At 53.5% G+C, this 23,822-nt stretch carries 20 protein-coding genes; 13 read left to right on the top strand and 7 right to left on the bottom strand.

Features of this window, described 5'->3' with window-relative positions:
• Both VN12_RS16755 and VN12_RS16760 read left to right on the top strand, forming a co-directional pair.
• Window positions 1-921 (top strand): hypothetical protein, encoded by a 921-nt coding sequence (locus VN12_RS16755; protein WP_146677911.1) that lies wholly within the window; start codon window positions 1-3, stop codon window positions 919-921.
• Between the two features lie 92 nt (window positions 922-1,013).
• Window positions 1,014-1,469, top strand: a complete 456-nt coding sequence (locus tag VN12_RS16760) for a bacterioferritin (protein WP_146677912.1) — start codon at window positions 1,014-1,016, stop codon at window positions 1,467-1,469.
• An 80-nt stretch (window positions 1,470-1,549) separates the two neighbouring features.
• Here the strand turns inward: VN12_RS16760 and VN12_RS16765 are convergent, their stop codons facing one another.
• Window positions 1,550-1,852 carry a hypothetical protein gene (locus VN12_RS16765; protein WP_146677913.1) on the bottom strand — a complete coding sequence of 101 codons (303 nt, stop codon included), beginning with the start codon at window positions 1,850-1,852 and terminating at the stop codon, window positions 1,550-1,552.
• Between the two features lie 307 nt (window positions 1,853-2,159).
• On the opposite strand from VN12_RS16765, the gene VN12_RS16770 reads away from it, so the two are divergent.
• The 3 genes from VN12_RS16770 (at window position 2,160) to VN12_RS16780 (ending at window position 6,217) form a co-directional block, all read left to right on the top strand.
• Window positions 2,160-3,134 carry a DUF1559 domain-containing protein gene (locus VN12_RS16770; protein WP_146677914.1) on the top strand — a complete coding sequence of 325 codons (975 nt, stop codon included), beginning with the start codon at window positions 2,160-2,162 and terminating at the stop codon, window positions 3,132-3,134.
• Complete coding sequence (locus VN12_RS26215; RefSeq protein WP_205855066.1) at window positions 3,134-5,653, top strand: cytochrome-c peroxidase; 2,520 nt, start codon at window positions 3,134-3,136, stop codon at window positions 5,651-5,653. The genes VN12_RS16770 and VN12_RS26215 overlap by 1 nt, the downstream gene beginning before the upstream one ends.
• 117 nt (window positions 5,654-5,770) lie before the next feature.
• The gene (locus tag VN12_RS16780) at window positions 5,771-6,217 is read left to right on the top strand and encodes a hypothetical protein (RefSeq protein ID WP_146677915.1); all 447 of its coding nucleotides are present in this window, start codon (window positions 5,771-5,773) and stop codon (window positions 6,215-6,217) included.
• Here the strand turns inward: VN12_RS16780 and VN12_RS16785 are convergent, their stop codons facing one another.
• Together VN12_RS16785 and VN12_RS16790 are read right to left on the bottom strand one after the other, a co-directional pair.
• Window positions 6,218-7,030: a hypothetical protein gene (locus VN12_RS16785; protein WP_205855067.1), complete on the bottom strand. Its 813-nt coding sequence runs from the start codon at window positions 7,028-7,030 to the stop codon at window positions 6,218-6,220.
• Window positions 7,027-7,602, bottom strand: a complete 576-nt coding sequence (locus VN12_RS16790) for a dihydrofolate reductase family protein (RefSeq protein ID WP_146677916.1) — start codon at window positions 7,600-7,602, stop codon at window positions 7,027-7,029. The genes VN12_RS16785 and VN12_RS16790 overlap by 4 nt, the downstream gene beginning before the upstream one ends.
• 218 nt (window positions 7,603-7,820) lie before the next feature.
• Between VN12_RS16790 and VN12_RS16795 the strand changes: the two genes are divergently transcribed.
• From VN12_RS16795 to VN12_RS16815, 5 genes are read left to right on the top strand one after another with little or no spacing between them, the layout of a single operon-like run.
• A complete protein-coding gene (locus VN12_RS16795; RefSeq protein WP_146677917.1) occupies window positions 7,821-8,909 on the top strand; it encodes a M24 family metallopeptidase in 1,089 nt (362 codons plus the stop codon).
• A 45-nt stretch (window positions 8,910-8,954) separates the two neighbouring features.
• A complete protein-coding gene (lnt, locus tag VN12_RS16800; RefSeq protein WP_146677918.1) occupies window positions 8,955-10,709 on the top strand; it encodes an apolipoprotein N-acyltransferase in 1,755 nt (584 codons plus the stop codon).
• Window positions 10,706-11,992, top strand: coding sequence for a thymidine phosphorylase (locus VN12_RS16805; protein ID WP_146677919.1), 1,287 nt, complete (start codon window positions 10,706-10,708; stop codon window positions 11,990-11,992). The genes lnt and VN12_RS16805 overlap by 4 nt, the downstream gene beginning before the upstream one ends.
• A 12-nt stretch (window positions 11,993-12,004) precedes the next feature.
• A complete protein-coding gene (locus VN12_RS16810; protein WP_146677920.1) occupies window positions 12,005-12,727 on the top strand; it encodes a PH domain-containing protein in 723 nt (240 codons plus the stop codon).
• Window positions 12,714-14,387, top strand: coding sequence for a PH domain-containing protein (locus VN12_RS16815; RefSeq protein ID WP_146677921.1), 1,674 nt, complete (start codon window positions 12,714-12,716; stop codon window positions 14,385-14,387). Before VN12_RS16810 ends, VN12_RS16815 begins: the two co-directional genes overlap by 14 nt.
• Before the next feature lie 605 nt (window positions 14,388-14,992).
• Here the strand turns inward: VN12_RS16815 and VN12_RS16820 are convergent.
• Window positions 14,993-16,150, bottom strand: coding sequence for a hypothetical protein (locus tag VN12_RS16820; RefSeq protein WP_146677922.1), 1,158 nt, complete (start codon window positions 16,148-16,150; stop codon window positions 14,993-14,995).
• Between the two features lie 478 nt (window positions 16,151-16,628).
• Between VN12_RS16820 and VN12_RS16825 the strand changes: the two genes are divergently transcribed.
• The gene (locus VN12_RS16825; protein ID WP_146677923.1) at window positions 16,629-17,873 is read left to right on the top strand and encodes an IS4 family transposase; all 1,245 of its coding nucleotides are present in this window, start codon (window positions 16,629-16,631) and stop codon (window positions 17,871-17,873) included.
• Here the strand turns inward: VN12_RS16825 and VN12_RS16830 are convergent.
• Window positions 17,865-18,881 carry an IS630 family transposase gene (locus VN12_RS16830; RefSeq protein ID WP_168164471.1) on the bottom strand — a complete coding sequence of 339 codons (1,017 nt, stop codon included), beginning with the start codon at window positions 18,879-18,881 and terminating at the stop codon, window positions 17,865-17,867. The two genes, VN12_RS16825 and VN12_RS16830, sit on opposite strands and share 9 nt — an antisense overlap.
• A gap of 538 nt (window positions 18,882-19,419) precedes the next feature.
• Between VN12_RS16830 and VN12_RS16835 the strand changes: the two genes are divergently transcribed.
• Both VN12_RS16835 and VN12_RS16840 read left to right on the top strand, forming a co-directional pair.
• Window positions 19,420-20,031 carry a 2'-5' RNA ligase family protein gene (locus VN12_RS16835; protein WP_146677925.1) on the top strand — a complete coding sequence of 204 codons (612 nt, stop codon included), beginning with the start codon at window positions 19,420-19,422 and terminating at the stop codon, window positions 20,029-20,031.
• A 529-nt stretch (window positions 20,032-20,560) separates the two neighbouring features.
• The gene (locus VN12_RS16840; RefSeq protein WP_146677926.1) at window positions 20,561-20,842 is read left to right on the top strand and encodes a hypothetical protein; all 282 of its coding nucleotides are present in this window, start codon (window positions 20,561-20,563) and stop codon (window positions 20,840-20,842) included.
• Window positions 20,843-21,027: 185 nt separating this feature from the next.
• Here VN12_RS16840 and VN12_RS16845 read toward each other — a convergent pair whose 3' ends face one another.
• Both VN12_RS16845 and VN12_RS16850 read right to left on the bottom strand, forming a co-directional pair.
• Window positions 21,028-21,456, bottom strand: coding sequence for an NUDIX hydrolase (locus VN12_RS16845; protein WP_146677927.1), 429 nt, complete (start codon window positions 21,454-21,456; stop codon window positions 21,028-21,030).
• The gene (locus tag VN12_RS16850) at window positions 21,453-23,558 is read right to left on the bottom strand and encodes a carbon starvation protein A (protein WP_146677928.1); all 2,106 of its coding nucleotides are present in this window, start codon (window positions 23,556-23,558) and stop codon (window positions 21,453-21,455) included. The genes VN12_RS16845 and VN12_RS16850 overlap by 4 nt, the downstream gene beginning before the upstream one ends.
• Window positions 23,559-23,822: the final 264 nt, after the last annotated feature.

Below are 23,822 nucleotides of genomic sequence, written 5' to 3' on the forward strand. Positions count from 1 at the left end.
ATGACAAAGCGGACTCCTGCTCAAGAGGAGGGCGATCAAGTCGACGTATTCGCAAGAACGAATACTACTTCATGGGCGTGTTCTCCCCTATGGTTGATGGTTTACGCGATGATCCTAGCGGGGCTTCTCCATCTCCCCGTGTTTGCTTTCGGCGAACGGGATTGGGAGGATCCCATATCGTTCCGAAAACCTATTCTGTTCGGAATCTCCACGGGTCTCACACTGGGTTCTGCACTTTGGGTGTTCAGTAAATTGCCCCCGAGACGTTGGGACCCCATCCTTCGATACGTGTTGAGCGTTTCGTTGGCGATCGAAGTTTTTTTGATCACCATGCAATCGTGGCGAGGTGCACGCAGCCACTTCAATACCGAGGGTTGGTTCAACAATGGAGTCGAGAGCTTGATGCTCCTGATGATTTCCACTGCCTCGGTCATCATCGTGTTTCTTACCCTGCGAACTTGGCTGGAGTTCTCCGAACCAACAGTATCACCGATGCAATCGGCGATTTGGCATGGCATGAATCTCTTGTTGGCTTCGGTCGTGTTGGGGTATGCGATCACGATTATCGGAAAATACCTGATAGGAAAAGGCATGGCTCCCGAGTTGGTTCCTCCCGCGGGAGTGTTGAAGTTTCCGCATGGGGCCGGCTTGCACGCGATCCAAGCTTTGCCATTCCTCGCTTGGGTGACTCGTCACGCGAGCCACAGGTTTTCTCTTGAGGCCGTTCGATGGGGCGCTTGGTCCTGCTACAGCTTCTTGATCTTTTCGCTTGTTCAAACTGCGAGAGGACGAGAACGATTCGACCTCGACAGCTTCGGCGCTACTCTCTTGGGCGCGACTGCGCTGACGAGCGTTGCCTGTGTCGCCTATGTCTTGAGATCCCTTCTCAGCATCCGTTCGACGTCCCATTCCGCTTTGTGATACTCAGCATCTGCATCACGGGGTTGATCGATTCCTCTGCGACCGCTACGTTTTGATTAGTATAGAAATTCAAAACACGAAAGGAATGAAACATGAGCAGCAATCAAGCGATCATCGATCTGTTAAACGAGATTCTGAAGCATGAATGGACCGGCGTTGCGCAGTATTCACAAGCATCGTTCATCATCGAGGGACCTTGGCGAGAAGTTTATGCTGAGAAGTTTGAAGGGGATGCAAAAGAGTCGTTCAAGCATGCTAACTTGGTAGGTAACAAGATTGTTTCACTCGGCGGTGTTCCGGTCGCACAGCGAAACGAAATCAAGCAATCGAGAAACTTGGTCGAAGTGCTTCAAAACAGCTTGGCCTTCGAGTCCAAGGCGGTAGAGATGTACACCAAGGCATTGGAATTGGCCGAAGGAAATCGACCTCTCGTGATCTTCCTGGAGGACATTTTGGCTGACGAGCAAGAAGGTGTCGAAGAGTACACCAAGCTCCTTAAGAACGGCGAAGAAGCGATTCAATCCTCCTCGGTTCGCAAGTCCGGCTAGCGATTGGCCGGTTGCTGATCCAAAACGGTGGCGTGTCGCCCGGTCGCCCGCTCCATGCGAGCGACTAAAACGCTCGTGGCTTACGCTCTGCGGTAGGCGGCGAACGACAGAACCCTAGGCTCCTCTTCCGTTTTGGCTTCCTCGATTTGATCGACCGCGAAATGACATGCCTTCGCGACAGGAACCCCCAGCACATTTCGCAAACCGGCCATTTCGGACCGGGATAGCCTAAGCTCACTCTGGGCAAACCACCCCACATCGGAACTGAAAGACTCGGATCGAACCGAAATCGGCTTGGGTTCCGCCGTACTGTCCAATGCGATCACAATCCTTTCGCAAGGATCCGCACCCGGGAGAACGGCTACGATTTGCTCGGTTTTCACCAGAAAGTCCTCTTCGATTCCTGCTTCTGAACGATCCTCTTGTTGAGAGACGCTCTCAACAGATTGCTGCCTTCCTTATATTACACACTTGGGGTTGCCAAAAAAGGGGGGATGCCTATTCTTTTGAGACTTAGTATCAGCAAGCGGCTCGGAACTCCAGGATGCCCGATCTTGAGTCCTGAGTTTTCTGCACGAACCCGTGCACTTAGCAAGCCCGCCAATCGGTGTGATCGCCCAGATCCGACCAGCCAGCCAGCCAAGGTGACGAAGCATTTTTGTTTTTGTTATCGATGGGGATGGTGTCTACATGAGTCGGAATTTTCGGCGTGGGTTTACGTTGGTCGAACTGTTGGTGGTGATCGCGATCATCGGGGTGCTCGTCGGACTTCTGCTGCCGGCGGTTCAGTCGGCGCGGGAAGCGGCCAGACGGATGCAGTGCTCGAATAATCTTCGGCAATTGGGGATTGGGATGCATAATTTCCATGCCGCGCAGGATTGCTTCCCGACGGCGGTATCAGGCAACGGGGCTTTGCATTATTGGGGGGCACAGATCCTCCCCCATCTGGAGCAGAATCCTCTTGCGAATCTCTACGACTATTCGGTTCGCTTCAACGACATCAAGAACCGAGAGGCGGTTCAGTTCGCACTCCCGTTTCTCCTTTGCCCCAGCACACCAGGAAGCCCCGTTCCGGAACCTCGGTTCAAGATTGCAACCTCTTCCAGTCCGGAAGCTTGGGGATCGGTCGGAGCCGATTATGCAGGCTCCTCAGGACCGCTCTCCACCATGTGGACGGCGACCCCTCCATTTGTCTCGTACCCACGCCCTGAGATAGACGGTTTCTTCGACGGAACAGTCCAGCCGGGGCGCAAAGGTCGACGCATTCGCGATATCACCGATGGCACGTCCTCCACCGTGATGTTCGTCGAATCGGCAGGGCGTCCGCAAGTTTGGCAAAAGCGACGACTGGTCCCGGATTCTGGTCTGATCAACAGCCCATCGTCCCGATACGTGGCTGTCTCCAGTTGGGCAGCAGGAAACATCTTCGCTGTGCGTGGCTATCGGTATGACAATTCCGTCGCCAACGAGTTCGATCGATGGCGAGCACCGGGTGCCTGCATGGTGAATTGCACGAATTACTACGCGATCTACAGCTTCCATAACGGAGGAGCCAACGTGGGATTAGCCGATGGATCCGTGCATTTGATCAGTGAGAATATCGATACCGATACCGCCGTTCAAATGTTGACCATTCGAGGTGGAGAGGTTGTCGGAGAATTCTAATGAAATCAACTGTTTCGTTCCTGGTCTTCGTCGTTCAGCTAGGTGTTCTCCACAACGCGAGCTCTCGTGCGCTCTCCCTGGACTCTCCTCCATCCCATTTCCACCCCACGGGCCACGCCTTGGAAGGACTCCCCGCCGTTGCGGAAGCACAACCACTCTACGGCGATGACCCGAAGAGCGTTTGGAATCAGCTTCACCAACTGTTGTTCGTCGCCGATCTGATACCCGAGGAGATTCAAGCAGAACTACCAGAGGAACGCAAACGATTGGCGCGAGAGCCTTCGGAGACGTATGCGAAGCACTGGTACTTTGAAAAGCGAAAAGGAGAGAGAGAAGACAAGAAGCAATTCGGGGGCGATGTCCGTGTGTCCCCTCGCAAGTCGTTCTTACCCTCCGAACGGGACGCCCTCTTCGGACTTCTCTCCCAAATACCTGATGAAGTACGTCGACATCGCAGCGAACTCCATGCAAAAACGCTCCTGCTACTCCAGTGGGATCTCCTCTCCGTTTGGTGGGCGTTGGAACGAGAGAAGTATCAGGACGAGGAGCTTCTTCAAGCGTTTTGCCAAGCGATTGTTGCCACAGCCCAACCGCGTGAAGAACTTCAGAAATTGGATAGTGGACTCGAGGATGTCTTGCAGCTCAGGGGAACCGACTCGACGCGCGCGACACATCTGCCGTATGTGCCTGGAGATTTAAGTCTTGAACGCACTCCAACCAATCCTTGGGTGGAGATCGAGCGAAAGAGCTCGGCTCTCTTTCGCGCCAATCGCTCGCTTCGCGCTACTCGTGTATGGGTTCATGCAGGGAGCCGCGAAGCTTCGGAGGATTTGATTGCTTCAGCACAAGCCAATTCCGTTGCGGACATCCAAGTCCCAGCCACTACCCAGACATTACTGGTGCAGCAACTTGTCGCGATCGATGACCGATTGAATCCTATCGTAACTCCTGTGATCGATGAATTGCGGGTTCGTGCGTTGGTTGGCTCGGCGGAGCTATCCTTTGATAATCCAACAAGCAGCAGGGATGGGTCGAGCCATTGGATCTATTTACGCACGCGATATGGAACTCACCGGGAGACAATGAACGATTTTCGTTTTGTCCCCGACACATCCCAATCCCTGTTCTTGGAGTATGGAACCCTCAAGCACGCAACGTTTGCTGCGCAATGCGCCCTATGCCATCGTCGCACCGATTCGGGTGGGCAAGCCCCCGAGGGGATCCGTTCGTTTTCCAAATATGCAGCGGTGCGCGTCGCAAACGAAGGCGAACGCAATGCCCTCGCTGAAAAGGAAATGGAGGAGGTCGTAGCGATGTTGCGTCAGCGATTGTCTCAATCGACCGAGAAGCCCACAGCTCCGCGAGGCGATGCTTCGGAACAAGACGACGAACCGACCGCATCGACAACTCGACTTCCGCCCCGTCCTGCTCGCTCCGAAGCGGAGCGACGCGATTGGGTCCAACAGGTGCGACAGGCGTACTCGCTGCCTCCGGAACAATGGCCTGCACCGAACATCGATCCAGACGTGAAATGGCGAGAAATCGGGTTATTGCCCCCAGTGGAGCATCCCTTGGCAAATCCCCATAATGCGGACAAAGAAAAGTTGGGAAAGATCCTATTCTTCGATCCTAGGCTTTCGGGGAGCAAGCAGATCGCATGCGCATCCTGCCATGATCCCGACCTGGGATGGGCCGATGGCAGAACCACAAGCTTTGGACACGGTCGCATTCCGCTTCGTCGCAATGCTCCTACTGTTCGCAATTCTGGTTTCCATCAGAAGCTGTTTTGGGACGGTCGAGCCGAATCTCTGGAGGAGCAGGTGATCGCTGTCCTGCGTAATCCAAACGAGATGCGTGCCACCGAGGAGACTGTACTGGATTTGCTCGCGCGGAGCGATGTGTACCAAGTCCTCTTTCAACACAGTTTTGGAGATGGTCGTATCACGATCGAGCGTGTTGCAGAAGCAATTGCGTGCTTCGAACGAACGATCGTCGGAGGCTCCTCTCGTTTCGATGTATTCATGAAAGGAAAGCGTGAGGTCTTTCAAGATTCCGAGTGGATAGGTCTCGACCTGTATCGACGAGAAGCGCGATGCATGAATTGCCATCATGGTCCTCTATTTAGTGATGGACAGTTTCATGATGTGGGTTTGAGTTATTACGGTCGCAAATTCGAGGATCTGGGACGATATCGAGTCACCGACGATCCGCACGATGTCGGACGATTTCGGACCCCTAGTCTTCGCGACATCACTCAGACTACCCCCTTGATGCACAACGGGCTTTTTGAGTTGCCTGGTGTTCTAAATATGTACAACGCGGGAATGCCCGCGTTGAAACCGAAGGCATCGCAGCGAAGCGATGTGCGATTCCCTCGCAAATCAGACCATCTCAAACCTTTAGGGTTAAACAAACAGGACTTGGACGACCTGGCGGCGTTTCTAAAAACGCTCGAAGAGCCAAAGCGAAGAATGGCTGCTCCTCCCTTGCCGGAACTGCATATTCTCGATTTTCCGTAACGAAATCCGCATTCGGAGTCCACCGTTGCCTAGCCGCTACAGTGATCGGCTTTCGCGGCGAGAGACGCCGTGAGAAAGCAAGTCTCGTGTAGGTCTTCTCATAGATTGAGTTTGGCGATGGTCGAGCTGATAACCGATTGGACTCTATTGGGTCACTTAGCCGCGACCACAATGATGGTTGGTATTATATGGTTTGTTCAGATTATCCACTATCCGCTTCTCGCGGCGGTTGGAGAGCCCTTTTTCTCTGCTTACGAAAAACGACATATCGAATCGACTTCGTGGGTCGTAATCCCTCCTATGCTCGTCGAAGCGGCGACTTCCATGGCATTGTTCTGGCTTCGCCCCACTTCCATCTCGACTGGGATGGTTTGGCTAGGAGGTGTCTTGCTGGTCACTATCTGGGTATCGACCTTTTTGCTGCAGATGCCCTATTACGAAAGGCTTTCACAAGGTTTCGATTCCGTTATTCATCGACGCCTGGTTCTCACCAATTGGATTCGGACTGGGGTGTGGACTATCCGCGGGATGTTGGCTCTGTCGATGGTTCATATGGCACGCTGATCAGTCGCGCGAAGCCTTGCTGGGGAGCGTGCGCAAGCCCTGTTGGTTATCGGCAATAGCGATCTTCACAGCCCCGGTGCAACCTCGTGTTTTCTCACATGTTCCGTAGGCTGAAAAGAATCGATTCCCGGGTAGACCCGTGATGCCGAGCGAGCAATCGTACTGGTAACGACCCAGCATTCGAAATTGCGAGTCGGTCACTAACAGAATCGCTGGTTCTCCGTAACAGCCAAACCACCATCGCCCGTCGGCATAGGTGGCTGTTTGGATTCCCAAATGGGTATGTCCGCTTGGAATCGTATGTCTCTTTTGAAATCGGAAGTCTGGGTCGTACTCATAGACATAATTTTCGTCGATCGAGTCCGGCAATCCTCCCACGACGTAGAATTCCTCGCCTGCGACACCTATGCCTCCAGCTCCATAGAACACCTCTGGAACCGCGTGCTTGTCGAGGAACGCTAAATCATCGCTCTTGTAAACGTAGATCCAAGAGTCGGCGTTTCCTTTAGCATCGTTGAATTTTCCGAGATTCACCGCGACATAGATCTTACCTTGATCGAAGCAAAGGTCGCCATGATGGTCCGCGACGTCGATTGCGTGTAGGACTTTTCCGTCCAAGCCTGTCTTCACCAGTTTGGTTGTGAAGGACCAGAAGATTGCATGGTCTGCGTCGGTGCAGATGCCTTGCAAATGTTTTTTGTACACTCCTTCACACTGGACTGGCTGAATCTCCTGGGCTTTGGCAGGGGTGAAAAGCATCGCGAGCTGGAAGACCCAGATGAACGGAAAAAGGGTAACCGTGGTTGTTTTCATGAGGATGGAATGGATGAAGCGGATTTGGAAATGAGATAACGAAGCTCGACGAACCCAGAACCTCGCTGTTGAGCGGATTGAAGTTGGAGTTGTGGTGGGAGGATTTGACGAGGAAGGACCGGCTTGCCACTCCCCAAGCTAACGGAACCGATTTGGATGATCACTTCATCGAGCAATCCGGAATCGTAAAACTGTCCCGCCAAATCGCCTCCTCCTACGATCCAAATGTTTTTGCCCTCGGCCGCAACTTTCATTTCGTGATGCACGGGGATGACGTCACCTTGCGCAAATCGCAAGTCTGCATTCTCGATGCGTGGCAAGTCTCGCGAGGTAAAAATCCATGCGGGCTGGGAATAGGGCCAAGCGGAACCCGTTTCCGCCTTGACTTGTTCGCTGTTTTGAACCAACCAAAGGTAAGTGGATGCCCCCATAGCCAGGGCGCCAACCTGGGAAATGAACTCGGGGTAACTTGAATCCGTCGGGTTTCCCAGCGCGAAGAGCCACTGCAGTGAATCGTCTTGTGTCGCGATAAAACCGTCGAGACTGGACGCGGTGTAGTAGATCGTTTTCATGGGGCGATTATGGAATGCGGAATGATAGGCTGGGAAACAGGCGAGGAAGAAACGGTCTCGTTGTGTCTGCTTCGTTTGGGTAACGGTGTCGACGTGAAAGTGTAACCGATTCCTGTGTGCTGTCGCACGTTCTTCCAAGCGGCCTTGCGGCATTGGCTCGGGGATCGTCATGCGGTAGAACATGGTACCCTTTTTCTTTACCCTAAAGTCCACGATCTATGGCCCCTCATCTTCGCATTCGACAGCAACGGCTTTTCCGGGAACTTCGTCATCAATCGATCGAGCGGCTGCTGATCACCTCCCCGTTCAATGTGACTTACCTAACGGGCTTCACCGGCGAGGACAGTTTCTTGTATGTCGAAGGAGAGACGCTGACGGTTTGGAGCGACGCTCGTTACGAGGAACAGATCGGTGAAGAATGCCCCGACTTGGCGTTGGAAATCCGGAAACCGACCGAGCTTTTGGTCGATGCGATCCCCAGATGGCTGGGAAAGAAGAAAGTGCATGCCCTCCACGTAGAAACCGGCATGACCAGTTACGCGCAATGGGAGAGACTGAGCCAGCAAATGGGGGCGCAGTCCCTGACGCCTTGTAACGGGATCGTAGAACGATTGCGAGAATGCAAAGATGATGTGGAGCTTGCTGCGATCGAGCGAGCGATCCAAATCGCCGAAAGAGCGTTCCTCGCGATGCGGTCGATGCTCGCCGATGATTGGACGGAGAAGAAAGTAGCCGATACTCTCGAAACCAATATCCGCCAACTCGGCGGAACAACGAGCGCCTTCAAATCCATCGTGGGGGTGGGACCGCGAGCAGCATTGCCGCACGGCCGCCCCTCCTCCAAAACCATTTCCGAGGACCCCTTCGTACTCGTAGATTGGGGGGCCAAAGAAGATCTCTATTTAAGCGACATCACACGTGTCATTCTGACAGGCAAACCTAGCTCCAAGCTCCAAAAAGTTTATCAGACGGTATTGCATGCGCAGATGGCGGCTATCCATGCGATCCGACCTGGAGTATTGATGAGCGAGATCGATGCAATTGCCCGTGGGGTGATCGAGCAAGCGGGGTTTGGAAAGAGGTTCACGCACTCGCTTGGGCATGGATTCGGATTGCAGATCCACGAAACCGTGAGGTTGGCTCGCGGGCAAGATCGGCCGTTGGAACCGAACATGGTCGTGACGGTCGAGCCGGGTATCTATTTACCGGGGGTGCTCGGAGTACGTATCGAAGACGATATTCTCGTCACAAAGGACGGGCATCGTGTCCTTTCTCATCTACCCAAAGAGTGGGACGAAATTGCTTAATGGAATCGCTCACACTTATTATTCGTCCCCGCCAGGAAGGCTCTCATGAGCAACCCTTGTAAGGAGTCAACGTCGCAGCAGCCGCCTCCTTGGCTTCCCATCGTTTTGATGGGACTCGGTGCTGGCTTCTATTGGTTAGGCCTCCCTCCGCTAAAGCAACCATGGGCAGGTTTCCTGGCTGCATTCTTTTTCGCGGCAGCCATCTACGCTCCTTGCAGTTGGAAACGTTCGACTTTGTTCGGCGTCTATGGAGTGGGATGCTTGTTATGGTTGGGATTGCTGCAGGGCATTCGATTGGCCTATTGGCCTCTTTATGGTGGGTGGATTGCGTTGAGTTTGTACGTCGCCATTTATCTACCTGCATACATGGTGATTGGACGCTCGCTGCGAATGACTTTTTGCGTACCCTTTCCGATCGCGTGCGCAGTGAGTTGGACGGGCTTGGAGCTGATCCGTTCCTACGTAGCGACTGGTTTTTCCGCTTGCATGCTCGGCCATTCGCAAACTCCGTGGCCACCCATGCTCGACATCGCAGCCCACTTCGGCATGTTTGGCGTAAGCTTTTTTGTGATGCTATCCGGTGCATCGATTTGTTTTTTTCTCGCGAAGTTCCTCGAGCGAAATTGCGAGGATCGGCCATCGAGTTCCAAGTGGGAACGTTTTGGTGCAGCCGTTGCTGCAACCGTGTGTTTGGTGTGGGTTGCAGGGTCGATCGTCAATTTCCTTCGTTATGAACGTTTTTTAGCAGAGCATGAGCCAATCAAGCCGCTCGGGCGGGTACTGCTAGTGCAAGGAAATATGCCGACGATGTTCGAATCGGACCCTGAAGGATTGCGGGTCTCTTGGTCGGAATACGCGAGACAATCAAGACGATCGGTATCGGACGAACGGGAGCAACGCATCGACGCAGTCTTATGGCCAGAGAGTGCGTTCGACGATGGCGTTCCATTGCCAGGGTGGTTTGACTGGGATGGTGCAAGCGACTTTCCTCCCGAGTGGCCGAACGAACCTGCAGAGCTGGTCTCCGTGATCGAACGTCGATTGCGTGAGAAGTGGGCTCGATTGACCCCGGACGCTCCTTTCCCAATAACCTACCTCGTCGGGTCAGGGGTTCTTCGGTTGTCGGACCAACGGTTGCGGCGGTACAACGCGGCCTTGTGGATCCAACCGCCGATGGCGACCGACGCTACCCCCAAGGTGGAATATTACAGCAAACGTCATTTGGTCATGTTTGGTGAGTATATTCCTTTCGCCGATTGGTTCCCCGGGTTAATGGCATCCTTTGGGCTTGGGGCATTGGACTCGGGCGATCGCTTTGTTGCATGGAGTCTTCCCTCGGGGGCCATTTTGGCTCCGAGTGTCTGCTTTGAAGACGTCGTGCCCCAGTTGGTACATCGGCAAGTATTGGAATTAAGCAGGCAAGGACAAACTCCGGATCTCCTAGTCAATATCACCAACGACGCTTGGTTTCGCGGCTCTAGCTTGTTGGATCACCATTTAAATAACGCGATCGGGTGTGCGGTGGAGACTCGCAGGCCGATGCTGGTTGCCGCGAACTCTGGAATTTCCGCGTGGATCGATGGCAGTGGACGCATCGTTCGTTCGCTCAAACGTTTCGAGGAAGGTACCATCTTGGCAGAGCCTATCCCGGATGCGCGTTGGGGGCTTTGGCAACGCGTGGGGGATCTGCCTGCTCGGGCGATTGCCTTCATCTCGATGTTTCCACTCTTCCGTTCGATCATTCGGTTTTTCTATCTTCGTTTCCTCACCAGAGTGCGACGACGGAGCCCAGCAATATGATCCCAGCTAAATTGATCGCCAAAAAGCGAGATGGTCACGAGTTGTCCACCGAGGAAATTCGGGATGTGATCGTCGCGTACGCGAAGGGAGATTTGCCTGAGTACCAGATGGCGGCCCTAGCTATGGCGATTTATCTACGAGGAATGACCGACCGAGAAATCATCGATCTCACCATGGCAATGGTGGCGTCGGGAGATACGCTTGCACCGATTGGCTCGACCCCTCGAGTGGACAAGCACTCCACGGGAGGATTGGGGGATAAGACTTCATTGATCATAGCGCCCATGCTAGCCTGTTTGGGATTCCATGTCCCGATGGTCAGCGGACGCGGTTTGGGTATCACCGGAGGAACGCTTGATAAGCTTGAGGCAATACCGGGATATCGAACCGATCTCAATGAAAACGAGATTGCCAAACAGCTTGAGAATGTTGGGTGCACGATCACCGGTGCAACGGATCGTCTCGTTCCAGCAGACCGCAAACTTTATGCTCTTCGCGATGTGACCGCGACTGTTCCGTCCATTCCATTGATTACGGCGAGCATCATGTCAAAGAAGATCGCCGAGTCTCTCCACGGTCTTGTGCTCGACGTTAAGTTCGGGAGCGGAAGTTTTCAGCGCGATGCATCGCAGGCTCGCGTATTGAAGTCGAAGTTGCAGAGGATTGGCGAGTTGGCTGGGGTCAAGACGTTTGCACTTCTTTCAGACATGACCCAACCTTTGGGGGAAATGATTGGAAACGCATGCGAGGTGCTGGAGGCTATCGAAGTGTTGCAAGGCAGGGGGAGTTCTTCGGTTCGAAGTCTCTCGATCGAGCTATCGGCACGACTGCTGACTTGTCTCAATCCCTCGTGTGATTTGGCAATTCAGAGGCATCGGCTGACCGGTTTGCTGGAGTCGGGTGAAGCGTTCGCGAAATTCGAACAGATGGTTGTAGCGCAAGGAGGGGATTGGAAACGTATGGCTCCGCTGGAGAAAGAGAATCCGGTCCTTGCATCCCCTTCGATGCGAGGAGTTTTGACGGAAATGGATTGCCTTGCAATCGGCTATGGGATGATCGATTTGGGAGGAGGAAGAGCGAAAAAGGAAGATGTGGTCAAGCCAGGAGTTGGAATTCGATGGCTGACACCCCTCGGCACGGTCGTCACGCCTGGTCAAACCCTCGCGGTCATCTATTCCAATGACCGCATGGAAGCGTCCGCGGTAGGGGAAGCGATCAAAAAGGGATTAAAATTCGATTCCCGAAGCACGCGAGAATTTCCGCCTCTTTGGGATGCGAACTGAGCCAATCAAGCCATGCGAAACGACGAATGTGAACGAACGATCGAAGTAGACTATCAAACCCTGGATGCCAACATTGTGGTGGCGGAACGGATGGTTGGCGCCATGGTTTGGGCGGTGCTCGTGGCGGCTGGATTGATCAGTTGGTTATTGATTGCGTTTCTGGTCTTGGACGGTATGGGCAGGAAGTCCTTGCTATGCGGATTGGGAATCGGTCTTTGTCTTGCAGGACTCGGAATTCTCTTCTGGTTCGATCCGTTGTGGAAGCATCGCACGACCCGTTGGCGCGAAACGGACGGGGGTTTTGAGCTGAAACGTGGTTATGTCTGGTGGCACCATATATTCGTCCCAAGAGAGCGGATCCAACACACGGACGTCGTACAAGGCCCCATCCTGCGCCGCTTTGAAATGGCGACCTTGGTTATCAACACAGCTGGTACTCACGAGTACTCGATCAGCGTTGAAGGTTTGCCGTTGCATCAGGCGGAGTCGCTCCGGTCTTCGCTATTGCCTCGGCGGGAGATCCCATCGATCGTCGCAGAAGTTCCACAATCGGTGATACCCAACCCTCAACCGGTTTCGCACGAATGCCCGAGCGAACCCTCGAACGCACCCCAGGCGATCGAGTCCAGCGTGCCTTCTGCGCCTTTGGAACCCACGGTGGAATCTTCTGTGGAACCCACTGTGAAAACCACCGTGAAACCCAATCGATTGGGACCCACACATGAACCAAGCTAATTCGGCGATGGAATCTTCAGAGAGGCGATCGCTCCATCCTCTTTCGCTCCTGTTCGATGTTGGAAGCCGAATCCGAGAGAATCTAGTTCCTGCTCTGTTTGCGGGTTTTTCTGTTGCGACCGGTGGGATGATCGGTTTGTATGTCGGATGTACGATCTTTGCGATCGCAATCGGCTTTTCGATTGCTCGCTACTTCACTTACCGGTACACGCTGACAGACAGCGAACTGCAAATTGATTACGGAATATTATTTCGTACCCATCGATCCATTCCGGTCGACCGAATTCAGAATATTGACTCGGTCCAAAATCTTTTCCATCGATTGTTCCATGTTGCCGAAGTGAAAATCGAAACGGCTTCGGGGAGCGAGCCAGAAGCGGTCATGAGGGTCCTCGGTTTGGAGGAGATCGATCGGCTGCGCGAAAGGTTGTTAACCCACGCAGAGCCATACAGGAAAGCAAGTGGTGCTCCATCCGCCGTTTCCAACGTCGATGGAAGTTTTGAAGAAAAGAATGCCTCTCTCCCTCAAGCTGACGAATCCGTTCGTTTGACTCCCGCTTTGCCCTCCGAGATGTTGGTCCTGGAGCTCCCGTTGCGAGTTTTGCTTCAGGCCGGACTACTGAGCAATCGCGGGCAGGTTTTGGCTGCTGTTTTGATCGGCTACTTAATTCAATCCAATTCGTTTTCAGGAGACTGGTGGACGGGCAAAGTGAGCTCGGAGCAGAGAGCGTACTGGCGGAATCGCATTCGGGATTTATGGTCCAGCGCCGTACAGCAATCCGAGTCGCTTGGTTTTGGGATCGGTTTCTGGCGAAGCGCTGTATTGCTGGTGATCGTTCTGTTGCTTCTCTTGCTCCTTTTTCGACTCTTCGGGATGGCGTGGTACGTTTTGAAGTTTTCGGGTTATAGACTGACGAGTCGGGGAGATGAGCTACATGTTCAGTGCGGCCTTTTGACACGAGTTTCTGCGACGGTTCCAAGGCGTCGCATTCAAGTCATTTCGGTGCACCGAGGTTGGATTGCGCGCATTTGCGGACTCGCTTCGATTCGACTCGAGACCTCAGGGGGAGGGATGGGAAGTGATGCGGAGGACGCTTCGCAGACCATTGGCCGGAGGTGGTTTGTCCCCATTTTGAATGACTCCGATTTGAACCGAGTATTGCGATCCATCGATCCTGAGCTGAGTTGGGACTTGTCCGCAATCGATTGGGTGCCGCTCGCTCGTAATGCAGGTTGGCGGATGATCCGAGCCATTTGGATCACGACAGCACTACTGCTGGCTGTCGTCGGGGTGATTGCATGGTTCCTCGATTGGCGATGGATGGCCTGGGGGGGATCGATTGCTGCAGTATTCTTGGTGACGGGAACGATGCTCGCGCGGCAGCGAGCGAGGAGCCGGAAGTTTGCGCGAAGGGGCAAGTTCTTTTTGCTTCGTGGTGGTTTGTTACTCCAGAAGACCTCCATTGGGTTCCAAGAGAAGATTCAGTCGGTATCGCTGCGAGAATCGCCGTTCGATCGGCGTTGGAACATGGCGTCCATTGCGATCGACACAGCGGGTGCGGGGATTGCGGATCACGAACTCCGGATCGAATACCTCGATGCCCAGGATGCGCGGCGGGAGTACGGAATGTTAAGGAATTTGCCAGTTTCCCATGCATGAGATTGCGAACAGCGCGATGGCAGTCGAAATCGCCTGCGTGTTGTAGCAAAGCCAACGTGCCCGTTGACGTCCTTGAGTATCGCTTCGCGAAAGTTCCCTTTTGTGTGAATGGCTGAAGCTTGGTGAAAACACCTCAATAGAACACCTCAATAGGATGCACCCACCTTTTGGGGGGCGGGAGTTTTCTCGCAAAGGCGCCAAGACGCAACGAAACGTTCCCGAAAGCAGGCACCCATCTTTTGGAGCGTTCCCGAAAGCAGGCACCCATCTTTTGGAGGGGACGGAGGGGGGACCACCAAATCCGAGGCACCCACTCATCAAATAGCAGGCACCCACCTTTTGATAGCAGGCACCCATCTTTTGGACGGAGGGGGGAGCATGGGCTTTGAAATGGAAGTGGGGGCGGAAGTGGCCTGGGGGGCTGGAATTCGGAGGGGTTGGGCTCGGATGGGCGCAGCGGCGAACCGGACCCGAGAATGCAGGAGGGCGAAGAGAGGGAGATGGGAGAGCGGGAGACTGGAGAGCGGACGTTCTGGCTCAGGCTCTAAGGTGGGGAACCGGAGCTAGAGGTGCCACTTGCTCCTTGCCAGTTGCTGCGATGCCCGCTAGGCGAAGCAAGCGGCAGCTTGGCGCTGGCCGCGACTCCAGCGTTTGTGGGTCCGCTCCGCGTCGGCGATCATCGCCTTGGGATTCCCACTACAACGGCTTGTCCCAAAGTACTTGGTGTAGTTCCACACCAAGTCGCACCACATGCTCGGTTCCACTCCCAAGCCGGTAAACAAGGGCTCTAAGGATTCAGGAACCGGACACACGCTCCCTGGCGGATGATCCTGCTGCTTAGCTGTCCATTGCAACAACTTCACATAGTCCTCCAGGTTCATCGTCAAGAACCCTCGGTTGCTGGCGCGCAGACCATTGGTGCTGGCCTGCGGATCAAACGCGTCCACTTCGGGGGCGAGCGTCAAAGGGGCCAACCAGGCGTCTCGGGGGACCAGTGGACGGGGGCCAGTCTGCTTACGAGCCTTCTTCTGCTCCTCGAGCGTCATCTTGGTCCTCCTCGCGATCGATTCCTCCCGGGACAAGGGAATACGATCCAGAGCCGAGGATTCGATCATCGCTCCCTTGGCAGCCTCGATTCGATCGAATACCGACGTGTGCATCGAGAGTTCGATTGTTGCGGCCAGGTTCGCGCGCAAGACATTGAGATCCACATACATGGCGCAGGCCAGCAAACCCGCTTCATCGAGTAGCCGCTTCGCTTTGAATCGGCCATCCCAGAAGCAGCCACTGCATTCATCTTCTGCATTGGCTCGCCTGGCGATGACTTCTGCGAGAGAACGCATGAACCAAGAGATATCGGAGAGTCGGCTGCGATACTCTTGGATCTTCTCGGGATTGGCTACAGCGCTTCGGACATCCTCCTCGTTGGGCTCGGCCAAGACATCGAGGATTCGGGTGCCTGGAAAGAGTCTTAGCCAGCGGGTGGCGACTTCTACGTCGGACCAAGTCTTCACGACATCGGGGCGATTGCGGAGGATGACATGGAGGTGATTGGATAGGACGGCATATTGGAGAACGTCGATACCGAAGACAGAGGCCAGGGACTCCAGGCGCTGGCGAATCCATTCTCTGCGGTGGGTGTAGTCTTTCTGGGTGAGCTGATCGAAGCCAGTAAGAAAGGCACGACGGACACAGCGATGGTAGCAATGAACAAGGCAAATTTCGTCGCTGACGAACTGCTCACAGCGGAGCGTGCTGGACATGGTGGATCTCTCCAAGAAGTTCGGGGTGTAGATCCCATCACCTTATGGGATTGAGGGAGGGGATGCAACCAAATAGGTGAACTTTTTGGAGAGGGGTAAATAAGAGGCACCCACGAATGGCAATCGCCACCCAGGTTCATAGATCTCATCACACCCACCTTCTTCGACAAGAGATCGCATAACACCCACCTTCTTCGACTACGATCGAGAGCATGAGCAATAAGAGGCATGACCATCCAATAAGAGGCACCCACCTTTTGGGGGGTAGTTGGTGACTCCCATTCGATAGGTCGCACCCACGAATGGCACTGTAATCTCCAATGATCGCGCAGTTCCCCCTAGCGACAGAGCGGGAATTTTCTTTAGAATCTCGCTCGCCTTGAAGATTGTTCTGGCTATGAACCCATTTTCTTGGCTATGATTTTGATCGTCCCTCCTTGGTTAAGTTGCCTAAACATAAACCAAGGAGGGTTTTGTTTTGGTCTCTATACCACCAAGGCGATCTCAAGCCAATTTCAGCTTTGGAGATTCCATCAAGGCTTTCCTGCTGCAACCCGGACTGCCGTTTGCATCGATTCTTTGCGAGCAGCACATCAGAAATGTTTTTCGCAAGCACGGTTGCACGATGAATGGGATCTATTCCACCGCAATTGTCTTGTGGGCGTTCATGTCGCAAATTATGCGTGATGGGAAAGAAGCCGCTTGCCAGTCCGCCGTCGCTCGTATTACGGCATTCTTTACTCTTCACGGGAAGTCAGCACCCGGGGCCGATACGGGGAACTACTGTCGCGCAAGAGCAAAGCTTCCCGAGGACGCTTTGAAAGAACTATGCCTTGGTGTTGCCTCTGAAGCGGAAGCCAAGGTGGAGTCCAAATGGCTCTGGAAGTCTATGCATGCCAAGCTTATTGATGGATTTACTTTCAAAATGCCCGATACGCGAAAGAACCAGAAAGAGTATCCGCAGCATACTGCCCAAAAGCCAGGGATTGGTTTTCCTATTGCTCGTGTCTTGGCTGTGATGTCGTTGGCCACAGGTTGTTTGCTTGATGCAACGGTCGGTCCCTTCAGCGGAAAAGAAACGGGCGAAACCAGTCTTCTGCGTCGGTTGCTCAAAGGTTTTTCAGCGGGAGATATCGTGATTGCTGACCGCTTCTTTTGTAACTACTGGTTGATCGCGATGTTCATGAAATTGAACGTTCATGTTTGTTTTCGCAGGAAGAAGGGACACACAGATTTTCGAACTGGAAAGCGATTGGGTAAACAAGATCACTTGATTCAGTGGTATCGTCCCGCTCGTCCGGCCTGGATGAGCCACGAGATGTACCAATCCTTACCGCTCGTGATCGAACTACGGGAGTTGCGATATACGGTCGAAGCTCCGGGCCGTAAATCAGGCCCGTTTATCATTGTGACAACATTGCTAGAGCACAAGGGTGACCAGGGTGTTAGCTATGAGGAGATATCCGATCTGTTTAGCTTTCGTTGGAATGCAGAACTTGACATCCGTTCTATCAAGACGTTTATGAATTTAAACTTTGTGAGATGCTTATCGCCCGAGATGGTCAGGCGAGAGTTATGGACGACGCTTCTTGCCTACAACTTGATTCGAACAACGATTTGCTCTGCCGCTTCGCTCTCTGGAAAGCGGCCGCGAGAGATCAGCTTCGTCTGTGCTAGCCAGTACATCCTAAGCAGGTGCTCAAAACTACTTCCATCAAAGTGATGGCATTGGTTCGAACTCCCGAACGACTCCAAGTCTTTTGAGCGATTCCAATAGGCATTTCCCGAGCGTCTCAATCGACTCCCAAGCGGTTCGTGGAAGCATCTGATGCTTCACTTTATTCCAAAGATGCTCAATCGCGTTCAATTCTGGACTGTAGGCAGGAAGATGATAAAGGATTAATCCCTTCCGTGACCAATCGTCAAGATGAGATTTGACCTCATTGCAAGTATGCGGGCTTGCATTGTCAAGAACGAGAACTGTTTTGCGGCGAATGGTTTTCAGATAGTCATTGATCGCGGCAACAATTGTCTTCCCACAAATATTCGAACGTTGCACATACGTTCGAACTCGTCCCTTCGACGATTGGAATCCGATTACTTGCATGCCCTTTCGAGTTCTACCGCTTATGGGAATTAACAATCGTTGCCCCTTCTGCTGCCACGCATAGCTCACCACACCTGAAGCCGAGAAGTGTGCTTCATCTAGGTAAACAACGTTGACCTCATCGGATTCAATCAATGCTTTCAGGTGCTGTGACGCCTTCTGGAATGCCTTAGAATCTCTTTGCTTTTTGAGGGAAAGCCGGAGACGTTTCCAACGAAAGCCCATTTTCTTGATGGCCCTGCGAAGGGTCGAACGGCTGAATGCCTTGTCGGTTTCTTTCAATGCTTCATTGAGAATCACGCTTGGTTCCGGCGGATGCTCTTGAACGATCTTCCGAACTGCATCGAGATCCTTTTGGTCCAGAATGGGAGGCCTTCCCGGTCTATCCGCATCCAGTATTCCATCCCGTCCCAATTCTTCCCAACGATCTAACCAACTGCTAATCGTCTCGTATGTTACCGCCAAAATCAGACTGATTTCTACGGTGCTCAAATGCTGTGCGCTAAGGATAATCGCGTGAGCACGACACCGCGTCGTATGAGTTTCGCCGTTCTTCCATTGTCCTCTAAGCCATTCACGATCATCCTGCGTAACCGTCGCGAATTTGGTCGCATATCGTCCCATAGTGCACCTCGTAAGTAGGTGGAGAGGCTGGGCGTACCTGATCATTATTACGAGTATTTGGAGCAATTGCATCATTGCCCAAGAAGACCGCAAAGCGGTTTGCTAGCACTTGACTGTCCTTCGAATTGCAGAAGTAGTTTTGAACACCTGCTTAGCGAGTTGGCAGGAGGTGACGGCTCATCTTCGCGGCAAGCAACTTGAGCGTTACGCCAGATTTCTCCTTGAGCGGATTGCGAACTGTAAGGTTGGCAACCGTCCGGGGCGGATTGAACCGCGAGTTGTAAAGCGACGCCGCGACCAATACGCGCTGATGACCGAACCCAGAAAACAACTCCAAAAGCGACTCTATAAAGGCGATAACCGATTTGAATGAAACGACTTACGCAAATCGATTACAGTGCCATTCGAGGCACCCACCTTTTGGGGGGGAGGTCGCGGGAAGGGGCCGGGACGCGAGTGGGCAGAAGGATTGCTGCTGGCTTGACGACTGCTATCGTTCGTCGAAGATGGGTCGCCAAACCTTGTCAGGATCGGATTCATGTATCGCCGCCAAGCCAGTCTTTACCTGCCGAATCTATTGCACATTGAGTCGCTGCGCATCCGACATAACCCATTGCAAGCCCGCCTCATTCCCGCGCACGTTACGCTTTGTCGCGAAGACGAGGTCACCGATTGGGACGCGTTTCAAGCGAGATTGGTGTCCCTTTGTCCTTTCGAAATCACTCTTGGGTTTGATGCCCCTGTCAGAGATAAGGACTTTGTCTTCCTCCCTGTCCGCGAGGGGCTCGAAGAATTTCACCAATTCCGCTCCGCTCTTATGCAAGGGGAACCGCGAAAACATACTCCTCACGTTACGATCATCCATCCACGAAACGGAACTTGTACGGACCCAATCATTCGAGACATTTCGGCGAACATTGCTCCATTCACATGCACCTTTCGAGAGGTAATGTTGATCGAACAAGTGGGCGATGGCGTTTGGAATAAAGTCGCACAAGTTGGTACATCCCACGAATCACACTTCCGCAATCCATTCAACGAACAAAGCGATTCACCCAAGTCACCCCCACGCGGCGACTTGGAATTGACCCTTGCGTCCCCGCCGATGCATTATCGCGTTGCGGAGAACGAAACGAGCCGCTCTGGCTAGGAAAGCTTCTCGCTGCTGTGTCGAGCGATCGACACAACGCGAAAAAATCGGAGCGACGATGATGCGACGGGATGATTCTCTGCGATGGTTCTTCGTGGAAATTCTTCGTGCTCGTCGTCGTTCGCGAGAGATACGCTCAAGTAGGGTGAAACGTTTTTCGTTTTGATAGTCTCTTCGTCGCAAAATGCTTGACCTATTCCATTGAGGATGGGAAGTTATGAAGACGTCCTCCCTTTTTAGGGATAATAATCCTTTGCTTCGGCTTGCTTCAACAAGCTGATCCCAAACGTCCGTGGGAAACAGTAAGATGATATTAGAATTGATCGTTATATTCTCAGAGGTACGTCCTCTTTTGTGCCTTCTCGGTGTACCGGCTGCTCTTCTTTTGGCTTGGATGGTTTCCAAGGCGATCCATCCCAGAGCTCGAAAGGTTGGCTTTTTCCTCTCCGCATGCTTCGCCTACCAGGCTTTCTTGCTATTGATTTTCGCTAGCCCTCTCATTTCGAGGGAATCGATCGAGACATTCAACATGAAGTGGGCGATCGATGAGAAGTATTTGCAGTCACACCAGGATCCGGTGGTGGTCTTTGAGTTTGAGAATAACCCGAATTATCGCGTCATGCAGAGTTCGAACGAATTAGCTCGTTATCTTTCTGATCTGGGGGAACCGGTGGTGCCGGTGTCCTTTGTCGTCGAGCGTGATCTCGGGCGCTTTCGAAGTTTTCGGATAAGCAAAGTTGCCGATCTTGATAAGTGGCAATACGGGTGGCAAGGCACTCAATCAACTGGTCGTGTGAGAGCCCCTTGGTGAAACGAGGGCTAGGTCGCATCGACTTCAGCAACAGGGAACGGCTTTGGGCGTTAGAGGTACGACGAGTCTAAAGGTAGGAGCATCCCGTCCGGAACGCTCCGGACCGCTCCATGCCGCTTGACGGTGACACGGCGCACCATGAGATGCCTCTGCACCCTTGTATCATCCCATTTCGTCGGACTGGATCAAAGCTCGAATTGTTTGTTCTCGAGCGCTTGAAAGAAGTCAGGAAGGCTACCGAGAAGGTCGTCGCGGACCAAGATCTCGTTTTGGGTTAGCCACATCACCTCGGAGACTTCGTCGGGATTTGGGACCGGTTCGGATTGTTCGGCGCGATGGCAGAGCAGCCATTCCAGGTGGGTGCCCCAGCGTGTAACCGACGACCAAAGGTGTCGTTCGATGTGAATGGGAAGCTGTAGTTCCTCGAGCATCTCTCGCCGCATTGCTTCGGCGATCGATTCCCCGGGCTCGATCCCTCCTCCTGGGAAGCAGAGGAGGTTGGGAGCCCGAACCAATGCCGAGCGTCGGATCACCAGCAGTCGCGATTCTTCTTGAATGACCGCCACCACACCGTGTCGGCCTTGATCGCGAATAGAAGAGTCAGGGCCGCTCACGTTGCTTCCTTTTTGGGACGGTTGGAGAACTCGACGCAGCGATTGATGGTCGCGATCACGATGACCACAAAGCAGATGATCAAAAAGAGGATGGCCGCGGTACAAAGTCCACCTCGCAAGGTATCGCCATAAACACCCGCTCGGAGCCCATTGCTGAACATGGGGAGGAAATTCCCGGTGATCATTTGAGCGCTCGCCGTGAGGGTAGTCAGTGCGATGAAGCAAAGAGGGATAACGGTGGTCCACCACCACTTGCCCCGTCCCGACTGGAACATCCACGCGGTTACGACGCATAGGGCTATACCCGCGAGGAGTTGATTGGCGATACCGAACATAGGCCAGATCGTATCGATCGAGCTGCTCCAAATCAGGGAGCCCCATCCCAACGTGACGAGTGCAGTGCTGATCAAGACGCCGGGCATCCAATCCATCTTCGCAAACTGCGGATGTAGCTTTCCAAGGATCTCTTGCAGAAGGAATCTTGCTATTCGCGTCCCGGTATCGATGGTTGTCAGGATGAACAACGCTTCGAACATGATTGCGAAGTGAAACCAATACTTGACCACTCCATCCATCGAAAAGGAGCTAGAGAAGCGTTGCATGGAGTCGGTCATGATTTTGGACATACCGACCGCGAGGGTGACCGCCCCTCCGGTTCGTCCGCGGAGTGTTTCGCCCCCGACCTGCCGTTCTAGTTCCTGCAAGTGGTCGGTGTCCGCATTCATCTTTTGAAGGATCTCCGCATGTTTCTCGATCTTGCTCAAATCGATATTGATCGCCCAGTAGTCCCCTGCTGGGAGGGAAGCCGCAGCGATAAGAGCGCACACAGCCACGAGACCTTCCATCAGCATCGACCCGTAGCCGATCAAGCGAATGTCTTTTTCGTTAGACACCATTTTCGGGGTCGTGCCCGAAGAGACCAACGCGTGGAATCCAGAGATCGCACCGCACATGATGCAGATGAATACAAACGGGAAGACGGCGCCGGAGAAATAAGGTCCTCCTCCGCCTGCGTAGTATTCATTCCAAGCGGGTGCTTCGAGTCTGGGGTTAGCGATCAAGATCCCACCGATCAAGACACCGATCGTACCAATCTTGAGAAAGCTCGATAGATAGTCACGTGGACAGAGGAGGAGCCAGACCGGGAGGACCGAAGCGATGAATCCATAGAGGCAGATCGACAGGGTGATTCCTTCGCGGGATAGGGAGAAGTAGGGTTCCAACCAGGAGCCGGGAATCCAGTTCCCTGCAACTGTAGCACCGAGCACTCCGATCGCTCCGATCAACGAAGCTTCGACGATATGTCCGCGTCGAAAGCGGTACATATAGAGGCCGACAAAGAGGGCGATTGGGATTGTGCAAAAAATGGTGAAGGTACCCCAGGAACTGCCTTTGATCAGTTCGACCGACTTGGCAGGGATCAGAATCGAGCCGGGCTGTGCGGTAGCGGCGGCCAGTTCCTTTTCGGGGACACGGATTGTGAATCGTTCGCTCCGGGTGGATTCGCCTCGAGGATAGATGACCTTCGAACCTTCAGGGATTTCCAGCATGGTTCCGGCGGGGGATGGCGAGGTGGCGAGTTCTCCCGAGTATTCGATCTTGGCCCCTGCCAGCAAATTGACTTGTTCCCCCCCAAGTGCTTTGACGACGACCACCCCCAGACCGGAAAGGGCGATGATCACGATGAAGAGGATTGCCAGGGATGCCAGCCAGCCAACAGTGGGGCCGAGGATCGAACGAGCAATTTCTGCCAAACTTTTTCCATCGTGCCGGACGCTCGCCGCCAGCACCAAAAAGTCCTGGACTGCGCCTGCCAAGCAGACTCCCACAATCAACCAAATCAGTCCGGGCATATAACCAAATTGAATGGCTAGAACGGGGCCGATGAGAGGGCCTGCGCCGGATATAGCTGCGAAGTGATGGCCGAAAAGGATCCATCGATTGGTCGGATGGTAATTTTGACCATCATCGAGGCGTTGGGCGGGAGTGGCTCGACTTTCATCCAAGGAGGCGACACGAGCGGCGAGAAACGCGCTGTAATACCGATAAGCCACTGCCATCGCGGCCAAAACTCCCAGCATGATTGGCATTGCGTGCATCATTAGTCCGTTTGATCGGAGAGGGGTAGGATTAAAGAAACCTGGAGGGTCGCTTGCTGTAGGAACGCTCCGTAGGTAAGGTATTGGCTCGGTGGAGCGATACTAGCTTAACACGCAGCGACACGCTTTAGGCGGCCGGTTATTTGTGGATGGAGTTCCTATAGTAACCGAACGATATCGATTGGGCTTTGAATGGGTAGAGCAAAGCCCGATCTGGATCTCGAAAAGCGCAGAATCCACATTCAATCAGGCGGATTGGATCGTGGG

The sequence above is a fragment of the Pirellula sp. SH-Sr6A genome, assembly GCF_001610875.1.
GTDB lineage: Bacteria > Planctomycetota > Planctomycetia > Pirellulales > Pirellulaceae > JBKCUI01.

What these genes read in the sequence shown, in the direction of transcription:
- VN12_RS16760 (WP_146677912.1), top strand. Translation starts at nt 1,014, where the DNA reads ATGAGCAGCAATCAAGCGATCATCGATCTGTTAAACGAGATTCTGAAG.
- VN12_RS16770 (WP_146677914.1), top strand. Translation starts at nt 2,160, where the DNA reads ATGAGTCGGAATTTTCGGCGTGGGTTTACGTTGGTCGAACTGTTGGTG.
- VN12_RS16835 (WP_146677925.1), top strand. Translation starts at nt 19,420, where the DNA reads ATGTATCGCCGCCAAGCCAGTCTTTACCTGCCGAATCTATTGCACATT.
- VN12_RS16755 (WP_146677911.1), top strand. Translation starts at nt 1, where the DNA reads ATGACAAAGCGGACTCCTGCTCAAGAGGAGGGCGATCAAGTCGACGTA.
- VN12_RS16795 (WP_146677917.1), top strand. Translation starts at nt 7,821, where the DNA reads ATGGCCCCTCATCTTCGCATTCGACAGCAACGGCTTTTCCGGGAACTT.
- VN12_RS16790 (WP_146677916.1), bottom strand. Translation starts at nt 7,602, where the DNA reads ATGAAAACGATCTACTACACCGCGTCCAGTCTCGACGGTTTTATCGCG.
- lnt (WP_146677918.1), top strand. Translation starts at nt 8,955, where the DNA reads ATGAGCAACCCTTGTAAGGAGTCAACGTCGCAGCAGCCGCCTCCTTGG.
- VN12_RS16780 (WP_146677915.1), top strand. Translation starts at nt 5,771, where the DNA reads ATGGTCGAGCTGATAACCGATTGGACTCTATTGGGTCACTTAGCCGCG.
- VN12_RS16830 (WP_168164471.1), bottom strand. Translation starts at nt 18,881, where the DNA reads ATGGGACGATATGCGACCAAATTCGCGACGGTTACGCAGGATGATCGT.
- VN12_RS16805 (WP_146677919.1), top strand. Translation starts at nt 10,706, where the DNA reads ATGATCCCAGCTAAATTGATCGCCAAAAAGCGAGATGGTCACGAGTTG.
- VN12_RS16810 (WP_146677920.1), top strand. Translation starts at nt 12,005, where the DNA reads ATGCGAAACGACGAATGTGAACGAACGATCGAAGTAGACTATCAAACC.
- VN12_RS16820 (WP_146677922.1), bottom strand. Translation starts at nt 16,150, where the DNA reads ATGTCCAGCACGCTCCGCTGTGAGCAGTTCGTCAGCGACGAAATTTGC.
- VN12_RS16815 (WP_146677921.1), top strand. Translation starts at nt 12,714, where the DNA reads ATGAACCAAGCTAATTCGGCGATGGAATCTTCAGAGAGGCGATCGCTC.
- VN12_RS16840 (WP_146677926.1), top strand. Translation starts at nt 20,561, where the DNA reads ATGAAGTGGGCGATCGATGAGAAGTATTTGCAGTCACACCAGGATCCG.
- VN12_RS16785 (WP_205855067.1), bottom strand. Translation starts at nt 7,030, where the DNA reads ATGAAAACAACCACGGTTACCCTTTTTCCGTTCATCTGGGTCTTCCAG.
- VN12_RS26215 (WP_205855066.1), top strand. Translation starts at nt 3,134, where the DNA reads ATGAAATCAACTGTTTCGTTCCTGGTCTTCGTCGTTCAGCTAGGTGTT.
- VN12_RS16850 (WP_146677928.1), bottom strand. Translation starts at nt 23,558, where the DNA reads ATGATGCACGCAATGCCAATCATGCTGGGAGTTTTGGCCGCGATGGCA.